The 23,308-nt window shown below is 69.5% G+C and carries 21 protein-coding genes; 10 read left to right on the forward strand and 11 right to left on the reverse strand.

The genetic code is table 11. The features are described from left to right. Positions 1 to 189, forward strand: coding sequence for a hypothetical protein (locus EPO51_RS07390; protein WP_293348068.1), 189 nt, complete (start codon positions 1 to 3; stop codon positions 187 to 189). Here the strand turns inward: EPO51_RS07390 and EPO51_RS07395 are convergent, their stop codons facing one another. Then, positions 190 to 1,290 (reverse strand): CobW family GTP-binding protein, encoded by a 1,101-nt coding sequence (locus EPO51_RS07395; protein WP_293348071.1) that lies wholly within the window; start codon positions 1,288 to 1,290, stop codon positions 190 to 192. A 157-nt stretch (positions 1,291 to 1,447) separates the two neighbouring features. Between EPO51_RS07395 and EPO51_RS07400 the strand changes: the two genes are divergently transcribed. After that, positions 1,448 to 2,401: a cation diffusion facilitator family transporter gene (locus EPO51_RS07400; RefSeq protein ID WP_293348074.1), complete on the forward strand. Its 954-nt coding sequence runs from the start codon at positions 1,448 to 1,450 to the stop codon at positions 2,399 to 2,401. Between the two features lie 22 nt (positions 2,402 to 2,423). Beyond that, positions 2,424 to 3,542, forward strand: a complete 1,119-nt coding sequence (locus tag EPO51_RS07405) for a serine hydrolase (RefSeq protein ID WP_293348077.1) — start codon at positions 2,424 to 2,426, stop codon at positions 3,540 to 3,542. Positions 3,543 to 3,653: 111 nt separating this feature from the next. Here the strand turns inward: EPO51_RS07405 and EPO51_RS07410 are convergent, their stop codons facing one another. The 3 genes from EPO51_RS07410 to EPO51_RS07420 form a co-directional block, all read right to left on the reverse strand. After that, positions 3,654 to 4,046, reverse strand: coding sequence for a hypothetical protein (locus tag EPO51_RS07410; RefSeq protein WP_293348080.1), 393 nt, complete (start codon positions 4,044 to 4,046; stop codon positions 3,654 to 3,656). Between the two features lie 97 nt (positions 4,047 to 4,143). Further along, positions 4,144 to 4,518, reverse strand: a complete 375-nt coding sequence (locus tag EPO51_RS07415) for a PRC-barrel domain-containing protein (protein WP_293348083.1) — start codon at positions 4,516 to 4,518, stop codon at positions 4,144 to 4,146. 50 nt (positions 4,519 to 4,568) lie between these two features. Further along, the gene (locus tag EPO51_RS07420) at positions 4,569 to 5,765 is read right to left on the reverse strand and encodes a helix-turn-helix domain-containing protein (RefSeq protein ID WP_293348086.1); all 1,197 of its coding nucleotides are present in this window, start codon (positions 5,763 to 5,765) and stop codon (positions 4,569 to 4,571) included. Between the two features lie 157 nt (positions 5,766 to 5,922). Here EPO51_RS07420 and EPO51_RS07425 point away from each other — a divergent pair, with 157 nt between their 5' ends. Continuing rightward, the gene (locus EPO51_RS07425) at positions 5,923 to 7,884 is read left to right on the forward strand and encodes a TonB-dependent receptor plug domain-containing protein (protein ID WP_293348089.1); all 1,962 of its coding nucleotides are present in this window, start codon (positions 5,923 to 5,925) and stop codon (positions 7,882 to 7,884) included. A gap of 7 nt (positions 7,885 to 7,891) precedes the next feature. Further along, positions 7,892 to 9,328, forward strand: a complete 1,437-nt coding sequence (locus tag EPO51_RS07430) for a PepSY domain-containing protein (RefSeq protein ID WP_293348091.1) — start codon at positions 7,892 to 7,894, stop codon at positions 9,326 to 9,328. A gap of 41 nt (positions 9,329 to 9,369) precedes the next feature. Here EPO51_RS07430 and EPO51_RS07435 read toward each other — a convergent pair whose 3' ends face one another. From EPO51_RS07435 to EPO51_RS07450, 4 genes are all read right to left on the reverse strand, one after another. Continuing rightward, positions 9,370 to 9,669: a hypothetical protein gene (locus EPO51_RS07435; protein WP_293348094.1), complete on the reverse strand. Its 300-nt coding sequence runs from the start codon at positions 9,667 to 9,669 to the stop codon at positions 9,370 to 9,372. 73 nt (positions 9,670 to 9,742) lie between these two features. After that, on the reverse strand, positions 9,743 to 10,657 hold the full coding sequence (locus EPO51_RS07440) for an acyltransferase family protein (RefSeq protein ID WP_293348097.1): 915 nt from the start codon (positions 10,655 to 10,657) through the stop codon (positions 9,743 to 9,745). Between the two features lie 23 nt (positions 10,658 to 10,680). Next, positions 10,681 to 12,885 carry a xanthine dehydrogenase family protein molybdopterin-binding subunit gene (locus EPO51_RS07445; protein ID WP_293348100.1) on the reverse strand — a complete coding sequence of 735 codons (2,205 nt, stop codon included), beginning with the start codon at positions 12,883 to 12,885 and terminating at the stop codon, positions 10,681 to 10,683. An 8-nt stretch (positions 12,886 to 12,893) separates the two neighbouring features. Next, on the reverse strand, positions 12,894 to 13,400 hold the full coding sequence (locus tag EPO51_RS07450; protein ID WP_293348103.1) for a (2Fe-2S)-binding protein: 507 nt from the start codon (positions 13,398 to 13,400) through the stop codon (positions 12,894 to 12,896). A 128-nt stretch (positions 13,401 to 13,528) separates the two neighbouring features. Between EPO51_RS07450 and EPO51_RS07455 the strand changes: the two genes are divergently transcribed. The 4 genes from EPO51_RS07455 (at position 13,529) to EPO51_RS07470 (ending at position 18,061) form a co-directional block, all read left to right on the forward strand. Beyond that, positions 13,529 to 13,870 carry a c-type cytochrome gene (locus EPO51_RS07455; RefSeq protein WP_293348106.1) on the forward strand — a complete coding sequence of 114 codons (342 nt, stop codon included), beginning with the start codon at positions 13,529 to 13,531 and terminating at the stop codon, positions 13,868 to 13,870. 2 nt (positions 13,871 to 13,872) lie between these two features. Beyond that, positions 13,873 to 14,757, forward strand: coding sequence for an NAD(P)-dependent oxidoreductase (locus tag EPO51_RS07460; protein ID WP_293348109.1), 885 nt, complete (start codon positions 13,873 to 13,875; stop codon positions 14,755 to 14,757). Positions 14,758 to 14,847: 90 nt separating this feature from the next. After that, positions 14,848 to 16,650, forward strand: coding sequence for a PAS domain S-box protein (locus tag EPO51_RS07465; RefSeq protein WP_293348112.1), 1,803 nt, complete (start codon positions 14,848 to 14,850; stop codon positions 16,648 to 16,650). Positions 16,651 to 16,753: 103 nt separating this feature from the next. Next, a complete protein-coding gene (locus tag EPO51_RS07470) occupies positions 16,754 to 18,061 on the forward strand; it encodes a dipeptidase (RefSeq protein ID WP_293348115.1) in 1,308 nt (435 codons plus the stop codon). 101 nt (positions 18,062 to 18,162) lie between these two features. On the opposite strand, the gene EPO51_RS07475 is transcribed toward EPO51_RS07470, so the two are convergent. Further along, a complete protein-coding gene (locus tag EPO51_RS07475; protein WP_293348118.1) occupies positions 18,163 to 19,818 on the reverse strand; it encodes an MFS transporter in 1,656 nt (551 codons plus the stop codon). A 239-nt stretch (positions 19,819 to 20,057) separates the two neighbouring features. Between EPO51_RS07475 and EPO51_RS07480 the strand changes: the two genes are divergently transcribed. Then, positions 20,058 to 20,600: a cytochrome b gene (locus tag EPO51_RS07480; RefSeq protein ID WP_293348121.1), complete on the forward strand. Its 543-nt coding sequence runs from the start codon at positions 20,058 to 20,060 to the stop codon at positions 20,598 to 20,600. 14 nt (positions 20,601 to 20,614) lie between these two features. Here the strand turns inward: EPO51_RS07480 and EPO51_RS07485 are convergent, their stop codons facing one another. Both EPO51_RS07485 and EPO51_RS07490 read right to left on the reverse strand, forming a co-directional pair. Next, positions 20,615 to 22,972: a PAS domain-containing protein gene (locus tag EPO51_RS07485; protein WP_293348124.1), complete on the reverse strand. Its 2,358-nt coding sequence runs from the start codon at positions 22,970 to 22,972 to the stop codon at positions 20,615 to 20,617. Positions 22,973 to 23,106: 134 nt separating this feature from the next. Further along, a partial coding sequence (locus EPO51_RS07490; RefSeq protein WP_293348127.1) for an acyl-CoA dehydrogenase family protein occupies positions 23,107 to 23,308 on the reverse strand: 202 nt, incomplete at its 5' end.

The following is a 23,308-nucleotide window of genomic DNA, read 5'->3' on the forward strand; positions in this document are numbered from 1 at the left end:
ATGTGGCAGATGATTGAGGTATCGGTGGGGTCCGCGACGCATCGCGGCCGCTTCCGGCTCGAAGGCCGCCAGGTGGTCCTGGAATGGCGTGGCGGCCGGGTGATCGACTGGTGCGGCTCGGTCCGGCCCGAAGTGGTGGCCACCCTGCGCCTGCGCCAGCTGGTCAGCCGCCAGACCCTCGCGGCCTAGCTAGGCCGCGATACAGCTCTCGAACCCGGCGCGCAGCCCCGCCTCGTCCAGGTTGCGGCCAATGAAGACCAGGCGTGAATAGCGGTTGTCGCCCGCCTTCCAGGGCTGTTGGAAGTCGCCCTCGAGGATCATGTGAACGGCCTGGAAGACCAGGCGCCGTTCCTCGCCCTTCACGTCCAGGATCCCCTTGGCGCGGAGGATGTCCACGCCCTGGGTCTGCAGCACATTGTTCAGCCAGGCGGTGACCCGGTTTCCGTCGATCGGCGTCTGCGCCGTCAGCGAGATCGAGGAGATGCCGCTTTCGGCCACGTGGTCGTGGATGTGGGCATGGCCGTGGTCGTGATCATGTGCGCAGTGCTCGTCATGCACATGCTCGTGGTGGTCGTGCCCGTGATGGTCGTGGTCGCAGTGCTCGTCGTGCACGTGGCCCGCCTCGCCGTGGGCGGGGTTCAGGAAATTCGGCTGCAGTTCGGTCACCCGCGCCAGGTCGAAGGCGTGGCGGCCCAGGATCTGGTCCAGCGGCACGTTGGAGCGCTGGGCGCGGCGGATCGGGGCCATCGGGTTCAGGGTGCGGATCGCCTTCTCGACCTCGGCCAGCTCGGCCTCGGTGACGAGGTCGGTCTTGTTCAGGATGATCTGGTCGGCGAACGCGATCTGCTCGGCAGCCTCACGGGAGTCCTTCAGGCGCAGCGGCAGGTGCTTGGCGTCCACCACCGTGACCACGCTGTCCAGCTCGGTGCGCGCGCGCACGTCGTCGTCGACGAAGAAGGTCTGGGCCACCGGCGCGGGGTCGGCCAGGCCCGTGGTCTCGACGATGATCCCGTCGAACCCGCCCTTGCGCTTCATCAGGCCGGCCAGCACCCGGATCAGGTCGCCGCGCACCGTGCAGCAGACGCAGCCGTTGTTCATCTCGAAGACCTCTTCGTCGGCGCCGACGATCAGGTCGTTGTCGATGCCCACCTCGCCGAACTCGTTGACGATGACGGCGTACTTCTTGCCGTGGTCCTCCGAGAGGATACGGTTCAGCAGCGTGGTCTTGCCGGCGCCGAGATAGCCGGTCAGCACGGTCACGGGCGTCTTGGTGATCAGGGTCTCGCTCATGGGCGTCATGTAGTCGGCGCAGCCCCACTTATGAAGTGGCGTTCGCTGGGCCCGAGCTCAGTCAGCAAAAGTGGAGGCCGGTTTTGCGTCCAGCCGCGCTCCCCCTTCGCCCGATTGCGGGCTAGTGTTATTCGAACGATATGTTATAAAGTAACACATGACCACCGCTGAACGTCCCGAACCCCTCGACGCCTTCCGCGACGACCGCACCTATCTGGGCGCGGACCACCGCCGGAACGAGCGCCGCACCTGGATCGTGACGGCCATCTGCGCGGCGACCCTGGTCGCCCTGGTGATCGGCGGCGCGACGACGCGATCGATGGCGCTGGTGGCCAGCGGCCTGCACATGGCCGCCCATGTGGTGGCGCTGTTGGTGGCCGCGGCCGCCTACGCCCTGGCGCGGCGCCACGCCGAGAACCCGGCCTTCAGCTTCGGCACCGGCAAGATCGGCTACCTGGCGGGCTTCGCCAACGCCGTGGTCCTGGCCGTCACGGCCGCCCTGATCGGGGTGGAGAGCGTGGCGCGCCTGCTCACCCCCGAAGCGGTGGACTACAAGGACGCCCTGCCGATCGCCGCGGGCGGCCTGGTGGTGAACCTGGTCTGCATCTGGCTGCTCAAGCCCACGGGCGTCGCGGCGGCCCGCAACGACCCGCAGGGCGACCTGAACCTGTCCGCGGCGCACCTGCACCTGAGCGCCGACGCGGCGGTGTCTGTCCTGGCGCTGCTGGCCATCCTGGCCGGCCAGTGGCTGGGCCTCGGCTTCGCCGACCCGCTGGCGGGCCTGTTGGCGGCCTTCCTGGTCGCCCAGTTCGCCTGGAGCCTGATGCGGAAGGCCGGCGCCGCCCTGGTGGACATCAATCCGTCACCCGAGCTGACCGCCGAGGTGCGCCGGCGGCTGTCGGACGAGGGCGAGCGGATCATCGACCTGCACCTCTGGCGCCTCGGGCCCGGGCACCATGCCGTGATCGCGGTCATCGCCGCGACGCATCCGAAGCCTGTGGCGACCTACCGAGCCCGGCTGGCTGGACTGGCGGGGCTTTCCCATGTGACGGTCGAGGTCCGCGGGGGCGGCGAGGCGCACGACCATCATCATGGTCATGCGCACGATTGAGTAGCTGGAGCGTTCCGCCCGTATGGCGCAGTGGGTTCGACATTTCCAAGGCCGCCGCGGCATCGCCCTCGGTGTCCTGGTGGTGGCCGCGTCCCTGGCCGGCGGGTTGGTCTCGACCGATCGGGCCGCGAAGCTGGCCTCCGGTCCCCTGACCGCCACGCGCCTGGAGATCCAGCGCAAGCAGGCGCCGCCCGCGCCGGCCGCCCTCCAGGCCCGATTGGACGAACTGGCCGCGGCCTATGGCGAGGCGGTGGGTATCGCCGTCACCGACGTCGAAGCCGGCTGGACCGCGGGGGTCGACCAGGACCGGCCCTATCCGCAACAGAGCGTCTCCAAGCTATGGGTCGCCATCGCGGTGATGAAGGCCGCCGACGAGGGCCGGCTGGATCCGTATGGATGGGTGACGCTCACCGACGCCGACCGCTCTGTCTTCTTCCAGCCTGTGGCCTACAAGATCGGGTCAAGCGGCTACGCCACGCCGATCTCCGACCTGCTGCGCCGCGCGCTGGTGGAAAGCGACAACGCCGCCAACGACCGGCTGATGCGCGAACTGGGCGGCCCGGACGGCGTGGCCGCGACGCTCCAGGACATGGGGCTGAAGGACGTGAAGGTCGGCGCCTACGAGCGGGACCTGCAGGCGGGGACCGCCGGCCTGGTCTGGCACGCGGACTATGGGATCGGCTGGAACTTCCAGGCCGCGCGCGAGGCGCTGCCGATGGCGGCCCGCCAGGCGGCGATGGACGCCTACCTCGCCGCGCCGCTGGATGGCGCCGCGCCGGCGGCGATCACCGCGGCCCTGGCGGCCCTGTCGCGCGGCGAGTTGCTCTCGGAGGCGTCCACAGGCCGGCTGATCGGACTGATGGAACAGGCGCGCACCGGGCCTCGCCGCCTCAAGGGCGGCCTGCCCGCCGGCTGGTCGATCGCGCACAAGACCGGCACGGGGCAGGATTTCCGCGGCGCGTCGGTGGGGATCAATGATGTCGGCCTGATCACCGCGCCGGACGGTCATGTCTACGCCGTCGCGGTGATGATGCGGCACACACGCCAGTCGGTGCCCGCGCGCCTGGCCTTCATGCAGTCGGTGACCCGCGCGGTGGCCGAGCAGTGGGTCCGCGACGACGCCTTCCGGGTCGCCGACTAGGGCGCGTCAGGCGAAAGTGGATACCGGCTTCGCCGCCCGACGCGCTCTAAAACTTTGAAGATCGAGCCTTTTTTATCTGGTTCAGGTGATTCCACCTGAACCAGAAAGGCTCTAGGGGGCGACCGGTCGCTGGATCCCGCGCACGACCGTGATCTTGATCGGGTCGCCTTCCATGCTCTTCGAGGTCCAGACCGCGCCGACGCCGCCGTTGGCCGGGAAGTCGGTGCAGTACTTGAACGGGATGGGGATCGGTCTGGCCTGTTTCAGGCAGACCTTGCCGGCGTCCTTCTCGGACCACTTTCCCGACGACCATTTGCCGCGGCGGCCGAAGGCCTCCCACGTCCCGTCGGACTTGAACCACAGCCACTGGTACTTGCCGTCCGGGTAGAGCGCCTTGACCGTATTGCCGAACGCGGCGGCGAAGCCCTGGGACGAGGACGTGGCCGCCTGGGCGGAGCCGGCGATCAGGGTCAGGGCGGCGATGGAGGACAGCAACAGTCGCATAGGCGGGTTGTACGCTCGACAAGGGCTGACGGATGAGGAACGCACATCATGTGGCAGGGCTCACCTGAACCCAGCCTGACAGGAACTTCCGGGCGCGTCAGCCCCAGTAGGGGCCGACGCCATAGCTCGAATAGTAGCCGTAGATGGCTTCGCGGCTCAGGGCGTCGTTCCAGCCGCTGAGCTCGGTTTCGTCGATCATCGGCGCCTTCTCGAGGTCGGCCTTGTCCATCGGGATCACATAGGCGCCCTTGTCGGCGTCGTAGTGCAGCAGGCGCCAGGGTACCGGGTGGTACTTGGCGCCGAGGCCCAGCACCCCGCCGAACGACAGGATCGCATAGGCGACCTCGCCCGAGGTCTTCTCGATGGCGACGTCCTCGATCTTGCCCAGCTTCTCGCCGGCCTTGTTGTAGACGTCAGTCCCGTTGACCCGGTCGGCGGGGATCAGCGGATGGGTCGGTTTCCTGGCGGTCATGGCGGCCTCCTTGGTCGGTCGCCGACTAAACGGCCGGGCCGCGCAGGAGTTCAGCGCGCCGCGACGACCCGCTTGGCGCCCAGGGCGGTGCGGCCGACGCCGTCCACCTCGTAGAGCGCCTCGACCGGCCCGTCGCCGGGGCCCTTCAGCCCGGCCAGGGCCTTTGGGTCCGTGGCAACCTCGGCCATCTGCATCACCCCGATGTCGCGGTTGCCCGCCACGATCACGAAGTGGTTGCCGGCCGGACCCTGGAAGCGCGCCAGATAGCCGTAGTCTCGGTTCGGCCGGTCGCCCGAGGCGGTCCCGGCGCCGGAGACGAAGCTCTGGCCGGTCTTGCGGTCGACCAGTTCGTCGAAGGTGGAGCCGATGGCGAAGCGCGAGCGCTCGAACACCGGCTCCTGCAGCACCCGCAGGGCCGAGAGGTAGCCCACGTAGACGATGTCGGCGCTCTTCATCAGGTCCGGGGTCAGGTGCGAGGCGGTGAGCACGCGCACCCGGTCGATGCCGCCCGCCGCCTGGCGCACCAGCGGCATGATCTCGCGCAGCGCCAGGGTGGCGCCGACCGGCGTGTAGTAGGTGTCGAGGTCGACGTAGCGGCCCTGGAGCTGGGGATTGTCCATCAGCCAGGCGTCGAGGTCGGCCGGCGAGTTGATCTCGAAGGCGCGGATCATCCGCTTGGGCCCCTCGCCGTAGTCCGTGTCGCCGAAGATGTAGTAGTCGCCGACCACCACGATCACCGGCCGGTCGCGTCCGACCCCCGCCCACAGCGGCGAGGCGGCGGTGCGGGCCAGCTCACGCGACGGCGCGGTCTCCCGCGCCACCCACCACCAGGCGCCGGCGTTCGCGGCGACCAGGACCAGCGCGGCCGCCGCGGCCGGCCAGAGCCAGCGAGGACGCGGTCTGGCGGCCGCGACAGGGGCCGTCTCGGTCTCCATCACGTCGAGCCGGTACTCGCCGACCGGGATCACCAACCGATGCGGCTCGGCCGCGCCCGGGCCGGCATAGAAGTCGTCCAGCTTCTTGCGCAGGCGGTGGATATAGACCCGGACCGAGGCGTCGCCGGACAGATCCAGTTCACGGCCGAATACGTCCTGGGCCACGTCGGCCTCGCGCAGCGTACGGCCGCCGCGGGCCGGATCGGCCAGGTGGTCGAAAAGACGGGCCAGCCCATGGCTGCGCCCCAGGATCCCGCTTTCGCGGACCCGCGCCACCTGCGCCGCCAATGCTTCGGAACGCTGCCCGCTCATACCCGATCTTCGAGACTCCAGGGCTCCTGTAACCCCCTGTAACCCGCAAGGAAACCGTAAAGTACGGGCGCGTCCGGGGCACGCGCCCTAGCGCCTTTCCCATCGGGCGACGCGGCGGCAGACCGCGCGGGGCATGAGGGGACTGGCCAGGATGGGGATGCGCAGACTGTTGCTGGTGGGGGTCGCCGTGAGCGCGCTCGCTGGCGCGGCCCGGGCGGCGGACGCCGAGATCGACGAACTGGTGGTCACCGGGGCCAGGCTGGACGAGACCCTGCCGCAGGAGCTGTCGCGCTACGGCAGCGACCTGGAGACGATCACGGGCGAGACCGTGCGGCGCAACGCCTACGTGGACGTCTCCCAGGCCCTGCAGATGCAGACGCCGGGCCTGTTCCTGGCGCCCCGCAACGGGCCGTTCTCCTATGCGGACATTTCCCTGCAGGGCTCGCGGACCGGAGATGTCCTCTGGCTGGTGGACGGCGTGCGGATCAACAACCGCCTCTACACCTCGACCAGCCCGGCCGACACCCTGCCGGCCAGCATGGTCGAGCGGATCGAGGTGCTGAAGGGCGGCCAGAGCCTGTTCTACGGCACGCAGGCGGCGGCCGGCGTGATCAACGTGGTCACCCGCGCCTATTCCGACGAGCTCAGCGGCAATTTCACGGTCGGCGGCGACACCAACCAGGGCGTCAGCGCCAACGCCATGGTGCGCGGCGCGGTGGGCCAGGGCCGGTTCGTGGCCTGGGTCTCCAAGGACGAGGCCGAGGGCTACAAGACCTTCGACGTGTTCCAGCCCAGCGCCACGGCCCGCAAGCGCGGCTACGACGTGGTCAGCTTCGGCGGCAAGCTGGGCTTCGATCTGACGCCCGACCTGAAGGCCAACCTCTACTACCAGCACACCGATGCGCACCTCGACTATCCGGGCCCACGCCTGACCCGCCTGTCGTTCAACGACCGCGACGAGGAGATCGCCAGCGCCAGCCTGGACTGGACGGCCAGCGAGCAGGTCCAGCTCTCGGTCAAGGGCTACTACCACGACTGGGACAGCGTCTATTCGACCGTGAACAACGTGCCGGGCGCCCCCTCCGGGCCCGGCGTGGTCGTCGACGACCTCACCTACTGGGGCTACGAGGACTACGGCGTCAGCCTCCTCACCAGGCTCAACCTGGTGCGCGGCTTCGAGTTCGACCTCGGCTACGACTTCCAGAACTTCAACGGCCGCGACGAGGTGCTGCTGATCGCGCCGCAGACCGAGAAGGTGCATGCCTTCGTGGCCCAGGTGCGCACGACCGACGACCTGATCCAGAACGCCCATCTGGCCGCCGGTGTCCGCTTCAACAGGGCCGACGGCAAGGACAAGGCCGTCTGGAACCTCTCCGGCCGCTGGGACGCGACGCCCACGGTCTACCTCGAGGGCATGCTGGGCACGTCCTTCATCCTGCCCAGCGCCGAACAGCTCTATGCGTTCGACCCCTGCTGCGCGGTGGGCGACAAGGACCTGAAGGCCGAGCAGAGCCTGAATGGGAACGTCACGATCGGCGGCCAGGGCGGCCGCTTCACCTGGCAGCTCACCGGCTTCGCCCGGAGAATCGACGACCTGATCGTCGATGTCTACGACCTGCCGGCCTTCCCGGACGGGATCTACGTCAACGTCGATGACGAGGTGAAGTCGCGCGGCGTCGAGCTGAGCGGCACGGCCCAGCTCACCGACTCGATCTCGACACGCGCCTCCTACGCCTACACGCACACCCGGGCCGAGGGCGCGGGGCGGCAGTTCGACCGCATCCCCGTGAACCAGGCGAAGGGTTCGATCGCCTACGAACCCGTGGACATGCCGTTCGGCGCGTCGGCGACCCTGCTCTGGACGGGCGACGTCTACCAGACGGTCAGCGGCTTCGGCCGGGTGAACTATGGGGACTATGTGGTGGTCGACCTGGCCGCCCACGTCTTCATCGACAAGGCGCGCAGACACCGGGTCACCGCGCGGCTGGAGAACGCCTTCGATGAGGACTACGCGACCCGGGTGAACTCCGCCGTCGTCGACCTCTCGACACAGCGGTTCTTCTACCGCTTCCTGGGCGTGCCCCGGACCCTGCACGTGAGCTACGCCTATAACTTCTGACGTCCTCTTGAAGCCTGCGCGTAAAGCCTGGGCCCCGAAGTGGCTGGTGGTCCTCCACCGCTACGTCGGCATCGTCATGGGCCTCTTGATGCTGCTCTGGTTCGTGAGCGGCGTGGTGATGCTGTTCGTCCACTGGCCCGAGGTCACGGACCAGGAGCGGGCCGCGGGCCTGCCGCCCGTCGCCTGGGGCCAGTGCTGCCAGTTCGGTGACGTCCAAGAGGTGATCCAGGTCCAGCACGCCACCGTCGAGGACCTGGCCGGCCGCCCGGTGCTGCGCTTCGACGACCAGGTGCTGGACCTGGCGACGGGCCGGCCGGTCCACCGGGTCTCCTTGGCCGATGCGGCGCGGGTCGCCCAGGCCTACGCCTCGGCGCACGGCGTCGACGGCCGGCCCGGAACACCCGGGGCGGTCGAGCGCGACCAATGGACGGTCACCGGCTATTTCGACAAGCGTCGGCCCTTCTACCTCTTCCACTTCGACGATCCGGCCCGGACCGACATCTACGTCTCGGCCCACACCGGGGCGGTGTCCCAGGTCGTGAACGCCCGCGAGAAGGTCCTGAACTGGCTGGGGCCGATCCCGCACTGGCTCTATCCGGAGGTGCTGCGCGCCGATACGAAGCTCTGGGCCCAGGTGGTGATCTGGACGTCGGTCGTCGGCGCCTTCCTGACGATCACCGGCCTCTACCTCGGGATCATCTCCTGGCGGCCGTGGAGGGACAAGCGCGTCACGCCCTATCGCGGGCTGATGGCGTGGCATCACCTGACAGGTCTCTTCGCCGGCGTGCTCACCCTCACCTGGGTGGCCAGCGGGCTCATCTCGATGAACCCCTGGGGTCTGCTCGAAAGCGGTCCCGACGACCGGGCCGAGCAGATGACCGGCCTGTTCTCGTTCGGCGACCTGGAGGAGGCGGTGCTGGCGGCCAAGGCGTCTGGCGTCGCCGCCCATCGGCTGACGGCCGCCCCCCTGGAGGGCCGGCTCTACCTGATGGCCGACGGCGTGCGCTTCGACGCCACCGGCCGCCCGGCGCCGCTCTCCACGCCCAGCCTGGCGCAGGCGGCGAGCCGGTTGGGCCCGGCGAAGAGCCAGGCGGTGATCTCCCAGGCGGACGCCTATTATTACGACGGGCACGACGGGCGGGCGGAACTGCCGGCCTACCGCGTCGAGCTCGAAGATGGGGTCCGCTTCTACCTGGATCCGGCGTCGGGGCAGGTTCTGGCGCGGGTGGACGGCGCCGGCCGGGTCTATCGGTGGCTGTTCGCCGGCCTGCACCGGCTGGACGTCGTCAACGGCCTGCGCGGCGGCGCGCCCTGGACCGTGGCGATGGTGCTGCTGCTGACCTTCGCCGGCGCGGGCGTGGCCACCGGCGTGTGGCTGGGCTGGCGTCGCGCCAGGTCCGATTTGGGCAAGCTCGCAAAGGGAAAGGCCCCGGAGCTCGGGTGAGCTTCGGGGCCTCGGGTTCGTCGGTGTCGGGGACGACGAGCCTATTTCTTTTCGGCGGCTTCCTTGATGGCGTCGGCCTTCGCCTCGCCAGCTTCCTTGACCGCATCGGCCTTGGCTTCGACGTTCTCCGCTGCGGCCTCGGCATTGGCCTTCGTGGCGTCGGCGGCGGCGTCGGCGTTCGCCTTCATGGCGTCGGCCTGAGCGTCGAGTTGGCCCGCAGCGGCGTTGGCGTCGGCCTGGACGGCGTCGGCCTGGGCGTCCGCGGCCTTTTCCGCAGGCTTGCTGCAAGCGGCCATGCTGAGCGCGCCAAGGGCGGCGATGGCGGTGATCGCGATGCGCATGTGTCTCTCCTGAGTGGTATGCCCGGAGAGAGCGCACGAAACCGTGATTGGGTTCCCGGGAACCTGCCGAAACCTACCAGGCCGGCCGCGGTCCCGGCTTGAGCTTCAGCGCCGGCCGCTCGACCAGGAACCAGCTCGCGACCGCGAAGGGCAGCACGGCCAAGACCGCCGTGGCGACGTTGAGCTGGCCGTGCGCCGCCAGCACCTGCTGGATTGGGAACGCATAGATATAGACCCCATAGCTGAGGTCGGCGGGCAGCTTTCCGGGCCTCGCCAGCCCCAGCACCGCCGTCGGCAGCGCCAGCGGGCCCAGGAACGGGAACGCCACGACCGAGACCCCGCCCAGCCACAGCGGGACCTTCCGGCGCGAGAGCTGCAGCGCCGCGCCGGCGAAGAACAGCAGGCCGTTGCGCGCCCCCAGGAAGGCGATCCGGGTCAGTTTCTCCTCGGCCCAGTGCGGGTGGGTGAAGGTCATGGTCACGAACACCACGGCGCACACCGCCAGCAGCGCCAGCACCAGCCGCAGCCGCGCGCCGATCAGCATCAGCACGAGATAGAAGGTGAACTCCAGCCGCAGGGTCCAGAGCACGCCGTTGACCACGCCTGTGAACGGCACGTCCTGGAACACCCCCGGCAGGGCGTAGGTGGCCGGATAGAGCAGGGCGTTGCGCAGCACGTACATCGCTGCGGCCGGCCAGTACTCCGCAGCCGGCGCCGTGGTGACCAAAGCCAGCAGCCCCACCGTGACCACCAGCGAGGCGATCAGCCCGGGTTCGATCCGCAGGACGCGCTTGAGCAGATAGGCCTTGGGGTCGCGCTCGTAGCTGGCGCTGACCAGGTAGCCGCTGATCACGAAGAAGACCGACACGCCCAGGGCGCCCAGGTCCTCCACGCCCATGATCCGGAAGGGCGCCTGTCCGGCCAGCGGAAAGGTGTGGCTCACCACCACCAGCAGCGCCGCGACCAGCCGCATGATGTCGAAGTTCATGCGGCGGTCGCTAGCACACGTCGCTAAGTCTTGACGAACGGCTGGCTCAAGGTCGGCCGGCCGGTGATGGCGAGCAGGGCGTTCGCGACGGCCGGGCCGATCACCGGCGTCCCGGGCTCACCCACGCCACTGGGCGGGGCGGTGGAGGGGACGATATAGGTCTCCACGGTGGGCGCCTCGGAGTTCCGCAGCACGCGATAGGTGTCGAAGTTCTGCTGGTCCACCACGCCGCCGGTCAGGGTGATGCTCCCGAACAGCGCCGCCGACAGGCCGTAGCAGGTGCCGCCTTCCATCTGCGCGGCGATCTGGTCGGGCGAGATGGCCGTGCCGCAGTCGATGGCGGTGACCACCCGGCCCACCCTTGGCGTCCCGTTCTCGACCTTCACCTCGGCGACCTGGGCCACGACCGAGCCGAAGCTCTCGTGAACCGCCACGCCGCGCGTCCAGCCGTCGGCGGCGGGGGTGGTCCAGCCGGCCTTCTCCGCCGCCAGGTTCAGGACGGTCAGGTGCCGGCCCGCGCCGGCCTTCTGGTAGAGCGCACGGCGGTACTCCACCGGGTCCTTGCCCGCCTTCTTGGCCAACTGGTCGATGGTGTGCTCCATCACATAGGCGGTGTGGGTCGCGCCCACCGAACGCCACCACAGCACGGGCACGCCGGCGTCCGGGGTGATCAGCTGGGCGTCCACGATCGGTGTCGCCTTCAGGTACGGCGAGCCCATCGCGCCCTCGACCGCGGTGAAGTCGATGCCCCCGCCGCCCGGCGATCCGGGAGGCGCCCCCTTCATGATCGACTGGGTGACGATCCGGTGCTTCCAGGTCGCCGGGAAGCCTTGGGCGTCGGTGGTGACCCGCACCGCGTGGTGGACCAGCGGCCGGTAGTAGCCCGCCCGCATGTCGTCCTCGCGGGTCCAGACCAGCTTCACCGGCCGGCCCTTGCCGACCTTCTTGGCGATGTGGACGCACTCGGTGACGTAGTCGGACTGGAAGTTCGCCCGCCGGCCGAACGAGCCGCCGGCGAACAGGGTCTCGATCTGGATGGAGCCAGGCAGGGCCATGACGATGCCGGCCGTGTTGATCTGGTCCAGGGTCGGGGTCTGCGAGCCGAAGATCAGCTTGGTCGGGCCCTTGCCCACCATGGCCACGCAGTTCATCGGCTCCATGGCGGCGTGGGCCAGGTAGGGGAAGTCGTAGGTGACGTCGATGGCGGCGGTTCCGCCGGCCGCCTTGGCGGCGTCGCCCTTGGAATCGAAGCCTTTCCAGCCCTTCTTCTTGTCGTCCGGGGCCGGCGTCTTGCCGGACGCCAGGTCCTTGAACTCGGCCAGGATCTGGGCCGAGCTGCGCGTCTCGGCCTTGGACTCGTCCCACTCGACCTTGAGCGCGTCGCGGCCCTGCTTAGCGGCCCAGGTGGAGTTGGCCACCACGGCCACGCCGGTGGGGATCTCGTAGACGGCGGTCACGCCGGCGGTCTTCTTGGCCTCGGTCGCGTCAAACGACTTCACCTTGGCGCCGAACTTCGGCGCGTGGGCGACCATGGCCACCAGCATGTCGGGTAGGCGGACGTCCTGGGTGTAGCGGGCCGTGCCGTTGCTCTTGGCCGCGCTGTCCTTGCGGCGCACGCGGTTGGTGCCCACCAGGGTGAAGGTCTTGGGGTCCTTCAGCTTCGGCGCCTCGGGCGGCGCGACCTTGGCCGCGTCGGCCACCAGCTCGCCGAAGCCGGACTGCTTGCCGGAGGGGTGGGCGATCACGCCGTTGGTCACGGTGATCTCCCCGGCCGACACACCCCACTTGGCGGCGGCCGCCGACACGAACATCGCCCGCGCCGCGGCGCCGGCCGTGCGCAGCTGGGTCCAGGAGTTGGCGATGGCCGACGAGCCGCCGGTGCCCTGGGTGCCGCCCATGTTGACGTTGCCGTAGAGCTTGGCGTTGGCGGCGGCCTGCTCGACCTTCACCTTGGTCCAGTCGGCGTCCAGTTCCTCGGCGGCGATGGCCGCCAGGCCCGCGTGGTTGCCCTGGCCGAACTCGATGTGCTTGGAGATGACCGTCACGGTCCCGTCGGGGCTGAATTTCAGGAACGGCCCGAAGGCGCCGACCTCCACCTTCGACCCGGCCGACAGGGCGTCCGGCAGCGAGCAGCCAACCAGCAGCGACGTTCCGGCCAGGGCGGAGCCGACGACCAGCACCTCGCGCCGGCTGGCCGCGGAGACGATGTCCTTGAAGGGCTTGTTCATGGCGTTCCTTAGGCGGCCGGCGACGGCGCGGGGGCGGCGGCAGGTTCGGCAGAGACAGCAGGTGCGGCGGGCGCCGCCGCGGCTTCCTTGATCGCCGCGCGGATGCGCTGATAGGCGCCGCAGCGGCAGATGTTGCCGTCCATGGCCCCGGTGATCGCCGCGTCGTCCGGCTTCGGATTGGCGGCCAGCAGCGCGCAGGCGCTCATGATCTGGCCCGACTGGCAGTAGCCGCACTGCGGCACGTCCAGCTTCACCCAGGCCTGCTGCAGCGGATGATTGCCGCCCAATCCCTCGATGGTGGTGATTTTCGCGGCGCCCAGGGCGGAAATCGGCACCTGGCATGAACGGATCGGCTGGCCGTCCGCCAGCACGGTGCAGGCCCCGCATTGCGCGACCCCGCAGCCGTATTTCGTACCGGTCAGGCCCAGTTCATCTCTGAGCACCCATAGCAGCGGTGTGTCCGGCGGCGAGTTGACGTTCAAAGCCCGCCCGTTCACATCCACTGTCGTCGCCATGAGGCTGCTCCACAGACTGATTTGGCTTCGATCCTAACGTTGTTCAGACCGCCGCGTAAATTCCAACCTTGGTATGAAGTGCGGCCGAAGGGTAGTCCGCGCTCGTCCGACGAACTCCAGGAGACCCCATGCTTCGCCTCGCCGCCGCCGCCGCCCTGGCCCTCTCGCTCGCCGCCGCGCCCGCCCTGGCCGCCGATGGAGCGCAGTTGTTCAACATGCAGTGCAAGATGTGCCACGGCGGCTCGCCGATGGGGCCCAGCCTGGCTGGCGTCGCGGGTCAGAAGATCGGCGAGGGGACCTTCGCCTTCTCCCCGGCGCTGAAAAACAAGGAAGGCGTGTGGACCGACGCCAACCTCGACGCCTTCCTCAAGAGCCCGACGACCTTCGCGCCCGGCACCAAGATGATGATCTCGGTGCCCAACGACGAGAACCGCGCCGCCCTGGTCGCCTACATCAAGACCCTGAAATAGCGATGGACGCCTTCCCCGCCTTCTTCCCGCTGGCCGGCCGCTCGGTGGCCATCGCGGGCGAAGGCGAGGCCGCGGAGGCTAAGGTCCGCCTGTTCGCGGGCTCCCCGGCGATCCTGGTGCGTCTGACCGGCGCGGAGGCGCTCGATCCGCGATCCTATGCCGGCATGACCCTGGCCTTCGTGGCCGGCGACGACGACCGGTGGGCGATGGCCGCCGCGGAAGCCGCCCGCGCCGCCCACGTGCCGGTGAACGTGGTCGATCGGCCGGCGCTCTGCGACTTCACCACCCCCGCCGTCATCGACCGGGGCGAGGTGGTGGCCGCCATCGGCACCGGCGGCGCCTCGCCCATGCTGGCCACCATGCTGCGCCACGACATCGAGGCCCGCGTGCCGGAGGGGACCGGCCGTGTCGCCGCCCTGTTCCGCAGCCTCCAGGACGAGGTCCGCGGCGCCCTGCCCGAGGCTCACGCCCGCCGCCGTTTCCTGCGCGCCGCCCTGAATGGCCCGGCCGCCGAGGCCGCCATCGCCGGCGACATGGAGGGCGCGAAGGAACGCCTGCGGGCGGCGCTGTTCGACAGCCCCCACATCTCGGGCGCGGTCCAGTATATCGACGCCCGCGGCCCGGCCGACCTGCTCACCCTGCGGGCGGCGCGTGCGCTGTCGGCGGCGGACGTCCTGGTCTGCGATCCCGAGGCCCACGCCGACGTCCTGGCCCTGGCGCGCCGCGACGCCGAGCGGCTCGACGCCCGCACGGTCGGTCAGCTCGCCGAGCTGGCCGCCGAGGGCCTGGCCGTCGCGCGCCTGATCACCGGTTCCGGCTGGCGCACAGAGCGGGCGGCGCTGGAAGCGGCGGGTGTGACGACGGAGGTCGTGCCCATCGCCTCGTGAACCCCCCGGGCGGGATGAGAACGCAACCATTGGTTGGGGTATTGTTCTGAGGCGATCATGTAGTGTTCCCTCAAGCCTGGGGACAAAGGCATGACCGATCGACCGAAAAAGACCCGATCCGGGCGTAACGCGGTGGAGAGCAGGCGACGGCTCGAAGGCATCGTCGCGTCGGCGATGGACGGGATCATCACCGTCAACGACGAGCAACGGGTCGTCCTGTTCAACCCGGCCGCGGAGCGCATGTTCGGCCTGTCGGCGGCCGACGCGCTGGGCCAGCATATCTCCCGCTTCATGCCGATCCGGTACCGCGAGACGCACGCCGCCCACATCCAGCGCTTCGCCGCCACAGGGGTCACCAATCGCCAGATGGGATCGTTGGGGGAGATCAGCGGCCTGAGAGCCGACGGGGAGGAATTCCCGATCGAGGCGTCGATCTCCCAGGTGCAGGTGGGCGGGGAGCGCCTCTCCACCGTCATCCTCCGCGACATCACCGAGCGCATGGTGGCCGTGGACGCCCTGCGCGAGAGCCGCCGGCGGATGGAAGGCATCGTCGAGTCGGCGATGGACGCGCTGATCACCGTCGACGAGCAGCACCGCATCATGCTGTTCAACCCGGCGGCAGAGCGGATGTTCGGGGTCCCCGCCGCCGAGGCGATCGGCGCGCCGCTCGAGAGCTTTATCCCAGAGCGGTTTAGGGCTGGTCATGCGGAGCACATCCGCAGGTTCAAGGTCGCCGGGGTCACCAACCGCCGAATGGGCGCGCTCGGCGCCGTGAGCGGCCTGCGGGCCAACGGCGAGGAATTCCCCGTCGAGGCGTCGATTTCACAGGTGGAGGTGGGCGGGGAGCGCCTCTCCACCGTCATCCTCCGCGACATCACCGAGCGTCGGGCGAACGAGGAGGCCCGGCACCTGCTGGCCCGCGAGGTGGATCACCGCGCCAAGAACGCCCTGGCGGTGGTCCAGGCCGTGGTCTCGCTGACCCGCGCGGCCACCAAGGAAGATTTCGTCGCCGCGGTGCGCGGGCGCGTCGCGGCCCTGGGCCGCGCCCATTCCCTGCTCGCGCAGAACCGCTGGGAAGGCGGCGACCTGGCCCAGATCTCCACGGATGAGACCACGGCCTATCACCGGGGCGGTCAGGTCAGGATTTCCGGACCCGCCTTCCTGCTGCCGCCCAATGCGGTGCAGCCCGTCAGCCTGCTGATCCACGAGCTCGCCACCAACGCCGTGAAGTATGGCGCGCTGTCGGTCGACTCCGGGCGGGTGGACATCGACTGGACGATCCTCCCCGCCGGCGGTCTGGAGTTGCGTTGGATCGAGTCCAAGGGGCCGCCGGTGCGGGAACCCGCCGCGGCGGGCTTCGGCTCGACGCTCGTGAGGGAGGTGACGACCCGCCAGCTCGGGGGATCGCTGGACATCGAGTGGCCCTCCAGCGGCCTGCGCCTCGCCGCCACCCTGCCGCTGAAGGCCTACCGTCCCGACCACGCCGCTCCGGCCGCTGTCGTCGATCCGGCCTCGCCCGGCGCCGTCGAAGGCCGTGGACGCGGGCGCCTGCTGGTTGTGGAGGATGAATCCCTGATCGCCATGGCGGTCTGCCAGGACCTGGCGTCGCTGGGGTGGAGCATCATCGGGCCGGCCGCCTCCGTCGAGGAGGCCCGGCGGCTGCTGAAGGGAATCGCCTTGCCGGACGCGGCCGTGCTGGACGTCAATCTCGCGGGCCAGTCCGTCTATCCCCTCGCGGAATGGCTTCAGTCCCAGCAGGTGCCCTTCGTCTTCTGTTCGGGCTACGAGCAGCTTGAGGACCATCCCAACTATGAGGCGTGGCCACGGGTCCGCAAGCCGGTGGACATCCAGGCGCTCGACGGCGAACTGCGCCGCGCCCGCGAGGCCGCCTAACGCTGAGGCGCCGGGGACGGGTCGCCTCGCCGACACCGGAACCTTCCTTGACAGCCGTGCTCCCGGAGGGTCGCATCGCTCCCGGCGTCTTGAGGGGATTTCCATGCGTAGGATCGTGACCGCGTCGCTGCTGGCGCTGGCCTGGGCGAGCACGGCTTCGGCCCAGCCGGTCGATCCGAAGATCGCCGCCCGGGTCGAGAAGGTGCTGCAGAAGACGCCGCTGATCGACGGGCACAACGACCTGCCGGGCGAGATTCGTGGTCGGGTCGGCGGCGACGTCGGCAAGCTGGACCTGCGCGCCGACACCTCGAAGCTGCCCGGCGAGCGTCCCGGCGCCATCGGCCTGATGACCGACATTCCGCGCCTCAAGGCCGGCCACGTGGGCGGCCAGTTCTGGTCGGTGTTCATCTCGCCGCAGTTCGACGGGCCGATCGCCGTCCAGATGACCCTGGAGCAGATCGACATCGTGAAGGGGATGGCCACGCGCTATCCCGACGTCTTCGAGATGGCCTACACGGCCGACGATGTGGTCCGCATCCACAAGGCGGGCCGGGTCGCCTCCCTGATCGGCATCGAGGGCGGCCACCAGATCAACGACAGCCTGCCGGTGCTGCGCCAGATGTACGCCGCCGGGGCGCGCTACATGACCCTGACCCACGCCATCGCCACCCGCTGGGGCGACAGCGCCACGGCCAACCCGGTCCACAACGGCCTCACCCCGTTCGGAAAGGCGGTGGTGGCCGAGATGAACCGTATGGGCATGCTGGTCGACCTGAGCCACGTCTCCGAGAAGACCATGAAGGACGCCCTGGAGGTCTCCAAGGCGCCGGTGATCTTCTCGCACTCGGGCTCGGCGGCCGTGGCCCCGCACGCCCGCAACGTCTCCGACGAGGTGCTGGGGATGGTGAAGGCCAACCGTGGCGTGGTGATGGTCAACTTCGCCACGACCTACGTCTCCGAGGCGCGCAACCGCTGGGCCGCCGACCGCTCGGCCGAACAGGCCCGCTACAACGCCCCGCCGTTCGGCGGCCTCTACATCGGCCAGCCCGAGAAGGCCAAGGCGGCCCTGGACGCCTGGGACAAGGACCATCCGGGCCCGCCGGCGACTCTGGCGCAGGTGGCCGACCACGTGGAGCACATCGCCAAGGTCTGCGGCGTGGACTGCGTCGGGATCGGCTCGGACTTCGACGGCATCGGCGACACGCCGGTGGGGCTGGAGGGCGTGGACAAGTTCCCCGACCTGCTGGCCGAACTGGCCCGCCGCGGCTGGTCGGACGAGGACCTGGGCAAGGTGGCGGGCGGCAACGTCCTGCGCGCGCTGCGCGAGGCCGAGGCGGTCGCGAAGAAGCTCCAGGCCACGACCCCGCCGTCTTACGCCAAGCTCGCCGATCTCGATGGGGCGAAGCCCTAAGATTCAAACCGCAGAAGGACGCAGAAAACGCGGAAGAGGAGCTCGAGCGCTTCCGCGCCTTTCTGCGTTTTCTGCGGTTCCCTAAACTGGCCTGCGGCCCGCTAGCTGAGCGGCTTGCCCTTGGTCTCGGGCAGCAGGAAGAAGCAGACCACCACCGAGATCGCCGTGAAGGCCAGCGGGTACCAGAGACCCGAATAGAGGTCGCCCACGGTGGTCACGATGGCGAAGGCCGTGAACGGCACGAAGCCGCCCACCCAGCCAGTGCCGATGTGGTAGGGCAGCGACATGGCCGTGTAGCGCACCCGGGTCGGGAACAGCTCCACCAGGCAGGCCGCGATCGGTCCGTAGAGCGCCGTGGCCGCGGTCACGAACACCAGCAGCACCCCGAACGCCCCCAGCAGGTTCATCCGCTTGGGGTCGGCTCTGGGCGGATAGCCGGCCTGGGCCAATGCGGTCTTCAGCCGGGTCTCGACGCTGGTCTTCACCGCCTTGGCGACGGCCGGCGAGAGGCCTTCGGCGGTCGTGGACGGGATGGTCTGGGTCCCGATCCGCACCAGGGCCGGCGCGCCGGGCGCGCCGGGCTCGTTCTTGTAGGAGACCCCGGCGTTGGCCAGGGTCGACTTGGCGATGTCGCACGACGACAGGAAGCTGGCCTTGCCCACGGGATCGAACTGCAGCGAGCAATCCGCCGGGTCGGCGATCACCACCACCGGCGTCGCCGCCTCCGCCTCGGCCAGGGCCGGGTTCAGGGTCTTGGACAGCATGTGGAAGCCGGGGAAATAGGCCGCGGTCATCAGGATCATGCCGAACAGCATCACCGACTTGCGGCCGATGCGGTCCGAGAGCCAGCCGAACACCACGTAGAGCACCGCGCTGGCGGCGGTGGCCGACAGCATCAGGAGGTTGATGGTCTCCGGGCTGACCTTCAGGAACCGCTCCATGAAGGTCTGCACGTAGAAGAAGGCCGTGTACCAGACGGCCCCCTGGGCGAACATCACGCCCACCAGGGCGATCAGGACGAGCTTCAGGTTCGGCCACTCGCCGAAGGCCTCCTTGAAGGGGGCCTTGGACTCGGCGCCCTCGGCCTTGAGCTTGGCGAACTCGGGGCTCTCGGTGAGCTTCAGGCGCATCCAGATCGAAACCGCCAACAGGACGCCTGAGAACAGGAACGGCACCCGCCAGCCCCAGGCGTCGAACGCCGCGTTGCCGACGGCCATACGCGTCAGCAGGATCACGATCAGCGCCCCGAACAGGCCGAAGGCGGCCGAGGTCTGGATCCAGCTCGTGGCCTTGCCGCGCCCGTTGGCCGGCGCATGCTCGGCGACATAGATCGCCGCGCCGCCATACTCGCCGCCCAGCGCGAACCCCTGGATGATCCGCATCAGGATCAGCAGGCCAGGGCCGATGATGCCGGCCTGGGTGTAGCTGGGCAGCAGGCCGATGGCGACGGTCGCGCCGCCCATCAGCAGAACGGTGGCCAGGAACGCGCCCTTGCGCCCCGCCCGGTCGCCGATGCGGCCGAACACCAGCGCGCCCAGCGGCCGGAACAGGAAGCCCGCCCCGAACAGCGCCAGCGCCGCCGCCAGGGCCGCGGTCTCGGGCAGGCCGGTGAAGAAGGTTTTGGAGATGACGCCGGTCAGGCTTCCGAAGACGAAGAAGTCGTACCATTCGAAGGTCGTCCCCGCCGACGAGGCGGCGACCACGGTGCGTAGCGACGTCGGCTTCTGGGCAGCGTCCGTCGCGGCGATTTCCGCCATACTTTGTCTTCCTTCCCCAAGGACTTGTGCCGTCCCGTCTAGCATTGCTTCGGGAGTGAGGGCCAACCCCCAGCCGTCATCCTGCGGTCGGCCAGGGGCCAAACCGGCGACCCGAGCGGATGTTGGCCATTGGACAAGCAGTCCGCGCGTCCGGCGCCGGCGCAAGGGCGCCTTGCGCGAGATCAATGTCCGCCCCGCGACGGGCGAGCATCCAGAGGCCGGCGAAGGAGCGTGCGACGATGGACAGGTCCGCAAAGCCGAACACGAGCTACAGCAAGCTGTCGATCGGCCTGCATTGGTTGATGCTGGCGCTTCTCGCCGCCGTATATGCGGCCATTCTGATGCGCGAGAACTATCCGCGCGGTAGCGAAATTCGCGAGGCCTTGAAGGCCTGGCACTTTACCTTGGGGCTGTCGGTCTTCGTTCTGGTCTGGGTGCGCATTGTCGTTCGAGCGGTTTCACCGCGCCCACACGTTCCCGCGTCATGGGACGCGCGGATCGCCGTGGTCATGCACGTCGCCCTCTATGTTCTCATGGTCGCCATGCCGATCCTGGGCTGGTTGGCCCTGAGCGCCGACGGAAAGCCGATTCCCTTTTTCGGCCTGGAGCTGCCTGCGCTGACGGGCGAGAGCAAGGCCCTGGCCGACCAGGTCGAGGAAGTCCATGAGACCCTCGGCGAGGTGGGCTACTGGCTGATCGGGGCGCACGCCGCCGCGGCGCTGTTCCATCACTACGTTCTTCGCGACGGGACGTTGCGGCGCATGCTTCCCGGCCGCGCCTGAGGCCGGCCCGCGGCTTACGCCGCCGCGGTGTCTTCCTCGCCCTCGGGCGTGTCGCGGTTGGCCGCGGCCTGGGCGATCTCGGCCAGGAGCACGCCCGGCGCGATGGGCTTGCCGACCACGCCGTCCATGCCGGCGTCCAGGTAGGCCTGGCGCTGGTGGGCCAGGACGTTGGCGGTGAGCGCCACGATCGGGGTCGAGGCTGAGGCCCCGCCCAGGGCGCGGATGCGGCGGGCCGCCTCCAGGCCGTCGATGCCGGGCATCTGGATGTCCATCAGGATAATGTCGAAGCCGCCGCGGGCCGCGGCGTCCACGCCGGCATAGCCGTCGACCGCCGTCTCCACCGCCGCGCCCAGGTTCTCGAGCAACTTGGTGGCGATCATCCGGTTGGTGGGGTTGTCCTCCACCACCAGGATGCGGACGCCCGTCAGGACGTCCAGGGTCGCCTCGATGGTCTCGACCTGCGCCTCCGCCGGCTCGGCGGCCACCTCGAACCAGAAGGTCGAACCCTGGCCCTCCGCGGAGCTGAAGCCGACCTGGCCGTCCATCATCTCGGCCAGCTTGCGGGTGATCGCCAGACCCAGGCCCGAGCCGCCGAATTTCCGTGTCGTCGAGGCGTCGGCCTGGTTGAAGCGTTCGAACAGGCGGTCATGCGCGGCCTGCGGAATCCCGACGCCGGTGTCCTCGACCTCGAAGCGTAGCAGGCCCCCGTCGGCCCGGCGGCAGCGGACCACCACCCGACCGGCCTCGGTGAACTTCACCGCGTTGCCCACCAGGTTGAACAGCGCCTGGCGCAGCCGCACGGGGTCGGACTTCACCCAGCCCAGGGCCGGGTCGGCGTCGACGATGAGCTGCAGGTTCTTGGCCTTGGCCTGCGGCTCCAGCAGCCGCACCACGCCCTCGACGAGCATGGCCGGGTCGACGGGTTCGCAGGCCAGCTCGAGTCGGCCCGCCTCGATCTTCGAGAAGTCGATGACGTCGTTCAGCAGCTCGGCCAGCATCTGGCCGCACGACAGCGCCTCATGCAGCAGACCGCGGCCGTCGGCGGAAAGTCGCTCGTTCTTCAGAAGGTGAAGGACCCCCATCACGCCGTTCATCGGCGTGCGGATCTCGTGGCTCATGTTGGCCAGGAAGGCGGCCTTGGCCTCGGCAGCGGCTTCCGCGGCGGCCTGGGCTTCCTTCAGCGCGAGCTCCTGGCGCTTCAACGCGTCGCAGTCCTGGACCAGCCCCACGGCCTTCAGCCAGCGGCCCTTGCGCGACTTCACGAGGTGGTGGTGCACCCGCACCCAGCGCTCGGTCCCGTCGGGCCGCACGATGCGCGCTTCGAAGCTTTCGCCCGACTGCTTGTCGCCCCGGTGCAGCGCCCGGAACGAGGCGCGCACGTGCGGCAGGTCGTCGATGTGGAAGCCGGGATAGCGGAGTTCCGTGGCCTCCTCGTAGCTGGAGTTCCGGCGGCCGGTGATGCGCTCGAACTCCGGCGAGCACCAGAAGCGCTTGCCCACGTGGTCGATCTCGTAGACGCCCGCTTCGGCGGCCTCGAGCGCCAGGTTCAGCCGCCCGGCCAGGGCCTGGGCCTCGCGCCGCGCCTTGCGCGCCGTCTGCTCGCCCAGCCGCGCCGCGTCGCGCGCCTCGGCCAGTTCGGTGATGTCCTCGGAGATGCCCTTCAGGGCGTAGGCGCCCAGGTCCGTCGGCTCCGTGCGCACGGTGACGCGCATGGTCAGCCAGCGGTCGCGGGCCCAGATCCGGTGCTCCAGGCGCTGCGGCTCGCCGGTCGCCACCGCATTGGTCATGTCACGGGCCAGTCTGGCGCGGTCGCGCGGGTGGACCGTGTCGTAGAAGCGCTCGGCGGTCCAATCCAGTTCGGGATCGAAGCCCACCAGGCCGATGATCTCGTCCGACCACCAGATCTTGCCGGTTGCGGGGTTGAACTCCCACACGCCGATGCCGGCCGCGGCGCCCAGCGCCTTGCGGGTGCGCCGGGCCTCTTCGCTCTCCTCGCGGTAAGCCCGCTCGGCGCCGATGTCGCGCATGTTGCCGATGTGGGAGCCGTCTTCCATCACCTGGCGCCGTGCGGCGACCCAGCGCCACGCGCCGTTCCGGTCGCGCAGGCGCACCTCAGCCTCGCTGACGTCGCCCGGCCTGGCCGCGCCGGCGCGCTCCTGGATGCCCTTGATCTCGTCCGGATGGCAGAAGTCGAAGACCGAGCGCCCGATCAGCTCGGCCTGGCTCAGGCCGGTGAAGTCGGCCCACGCCTGGTTCACCTGCAGCAGCGTCCCGTCGGGCGCGACGACCTGCATGAGGTCGCGGCTGTTGTCGAACAGCCACTGCGCCATCTGGGCCCTGTCGGCGGCGCCTGTAGCGCTCTTCCGAGCCATGCGTTCTCCCCGCGCCTGCCGCCGATTTGGCTGTGCAGGCGCGCGAAGGGTTACGTCGGGAACGTAAATTTATGGTTGTGCCAAAAACCGCCGGTTTGTCGCACTCTCCGACAAAACCCCGTCTTTCCGGCCGCTTAGAACGCGCTCTCGCCGGTGATCGCGCGGCCCAGGATGAGGGCGTGGACGTCGTGGGCGCCCTCGTAGGTGTTCACTGTCTCCAGGTTCGAAGCGTGGCGCATGACGTGGTACTCGCCCGAGATGCCGTTGCCGCCGTGCATGTCGCGGGCGACGCGGGCGATATCCAGCGCCTTGCCGCAGTTGTTGCGCTTCAGCATG

Source organism: Phenylobacterium sp. (assembly GCF_004297125.1).
In the GTDB taxonomy this organism is placed as follows: domain Bacteria; phylum Pseudomonadota; class Alphaproteobacteria; order Caulobacterales; family Caulobacteraceae; genus Phenylobacterium.